At 65.4% G+C, this 2,028-nt stretch carries 3 protein-coding genes; 2 read left to right on the top strand and 1 reads right to left on the bottom strand.

The window, feature by feature from the left end; translation table 11 throughout:
* Nucleotides 1-276: 276 nt before the first annotated feature.
* Nucleotides 277-465 (bottom strand): hypothetical protein, encoded by a 189-nt coding sequence (locus tag AVL61_RS18230; RefSeq protein ID WP_141246848.1) that lies wholly within the window; start codon nucleotides 463-465, stop codon nucleotides 277-279.
* Here AVL61_RS18230 and AVL61_RS12190 point away from each other — a divergent pair.
* A complete protein-coding gene (locus tag AVL61_RS12190; protein ID WP_047803066.1) occupies nucleotides 464-874 on the top strand; it encodes a four-helix bundle copper-binding protein in 411 nt (136 codons plus the stop codon). The genes AVL61_RS18230 and AVL61_RS12190 overlap by 2 nt on opposite strands.
* Nucleotides 875-1,098: 224 nt before the next feature.
* Nucleotides 1,099-1,806, top strand: a complete 708-nt coding sequence (locus tag AVL61_RS12185; protein WP_047803067.1) for a DUF305 domain-containing protein — start codon at nucleotides 1,099-1,101, stop codon at nucleotides 1,804-1,806.
* The last annotated feature ends 222 nt before the right edge of the window (nucleotides 1,807-2,028 follow it).

Here is a 2,028-nt window from a genome sequence, read left to right as displayed (position 1 = left end):
CCATCACCATCTGGCTCAAAGACCTATTGGGAGACATGCCCTAGCTCACACCGGTCTTTCAAAGCGCTCTGACTAGGACACATGGCATGGTGGCGCGCGTTTCGCTGGACGCAGCCGACAGCGACAGGGCTCTGCAACCATGCGCAGTCTTCAGCGCGGGCCGGGCCAGCACCAAGATTGTTGGGGAGGATTTTCAAGGTGGCTCACAGTTTGGGAGGGCTTCGGAAGTGCCCTTCCGAGGCCTTAGGGCAGGGTTTCTTCATGAAATCTCCATATTCAGCCCGCTGCACCGATGTAGAGGCCAGGTAGTGAGGCGGGATCGCGGATTCTTGAGGCGTTGATCTTCATCAAATCTTCAAGCTTTCGGGTCGCGTCACACAGAATCGGCAGTTTACTGTCGATGACATGGCGGGCTGGCTCCGGCCGGTTCGTCTCCTCGACCGAACCGACGAAGGAGCAAGCCATGACCCATCACGTGAGCGCGATGCTGGAGACCTACCCGAAGGACCTCGGGGGAGTGGACCAGGGCAAGCTGGCGGCCTGTATCGAGGCCTGCTTCGAGTGCGCCCAGACCTGCACCGCTTGTGCCGATGCCTGCCTGTCCGAGGACATGGTCGCCGAGCTGACCAAGTGCATCCGCACCAATCTCGACTGCGCGGACCTGTGCGAGGCCACCGGGCGGGTGCTCTCCCGGCACACCGGCTACGACGCGAACATCACCTTGGACGCGATCCGGGTCTGCCAGATGGCGTGCAAGGCGTGTGCTGATGAGTGCGAGCAGCACGCGGACATGCACGAGCACTGCCGGATCTGTGCTGAGGCCTGCCGTCGCTGCGAGGCCGCCTGTGCGGCACTGGTCGCCTCCCTGGGCTGAGCCCAGACTCGCGCTGACCCACGGACGCCGATGACCGGCCTCCGTCGGTGAAAGAGGAGCCTGATGGGCTGATCGGGCGTGCCCGGATGCGGGTTCCCTCTTCCCCCCGCCCCTTGTTCAGTACAGCTCTGCCCGCGCGGTTTGTTCACGCGCAGGGTACGGGGCTGATGACCGAGCCGGCACCTCGGGGTCGAGCTCCTTCATTGCGGAAGAGAGACATCATCATGCGTTCCATCCAGTTCCCTGGCCGTCGCACGGCGGCCGCCGCCTCCACCGTTGTCGTCGCCACGGCCCTGTGGGGCGGGGCCAGCGCCCCAGTGTTCGCCCACGGACAGGTGACCACCCCGGTCTCGTCCCACGCCCAGGATCAGGCCCCGGAGGACATGCTCGGCCCCGATCCCACCTCCCCGACCGCCTACGAATTCGGTGAGACCCTGGCCGGTTTGGAGGGCGAGCAGCTGGAGGTCACTTTCCTGGCCGAGATCATTGGCCACCACCAGGCCGCGATCGAGATGGCCCAGCTGGAGCTCGAGCGCGGGACCAGCCCGGACATCCGCACCCACGCGGAGAACATCATCGCCAGCCAGCAGCACCAGATCGACCAGTTCACCACCTGGTTGGAGGAGTGGTACGGGTTGACCCCGGAAGAGGCCAAGGCTCAGGCCCCGGAGGAAGCACAGGAGGAGATGAAGATCCTGGAGGAGGAGACCCGGATGATGGTCGAAGAACTGGCCGCTGTTGAGGCTGGCGAGGACTTCGACGTCGCTTTCGTGCAGAAGATGATCCCGCACCACAACGGCGGGATCGTCGAGTTCCTCGAGCTGCAGTCCCGCGCTGATCATGCTCAGCTGCGGGTGGCCTCCAGCGCTGGGATCACCGCGCAACAGGCGCAGATCGCGGACTTCCGCACCTGGCTGGCCGGCCAGAACTGAACGAGCACGCTCATGGTGAGGGGCCCGTCCACCGACGGGCCCCTCACCGTGAGCCGGTCGCGCGACCGGCTTCAGGGGTGAGTGTGGGGCTGCTGCCCGGTGCTGTTCGCCCCGTCGCGCCGGCGGACGACGACCCACTGTGCGACGACGATGATCAGGGCCACCACGGCGGTGACCACCAGGGTGAACGGGTCCGACTGGGCCTTCAGCAGCACGAACGGC

The organism is Kocuria rosea subsp. polaris (assembly GCF_001483755.1).
Lineage (GTDB): Bacteria > Actinomycetota > Actinomycetes > Actinomycetales > Micrococcaceae > Kocuria > Kocuria cellulosilytica.
Note: the sequence above shows the minus strand (reverse complement) of the source record. Positions and strands in the feature narration are given on the sequence as shown.

What these genes read in the sequence shown, in the direction of transcription:
- AVL61_RS18230 (WP_141246848.1), bottom strand. Translation starts at nt 465, where the DNA reads ATGGCTTGCTCCTTCGTCGGTTCGGTCGAGGAGACGAACCGGCCGGAG.
- AVL61_RS12185 (WP_047803067.1), top strand. Translation starts at nt 1,099, where the DNA reads ATGCGTTCCATCCAGTTCCCTGGCCGTCGCACGGCGGCCGCCGCCTCC.
- AVL61_RS12190 (WP_047803066.1), top strand. Translation starts at nt 464, where the DNA reads ATGACCCATCACGTGAGCGCGATGCTGGAGACCTACCCGAAGGACCTC.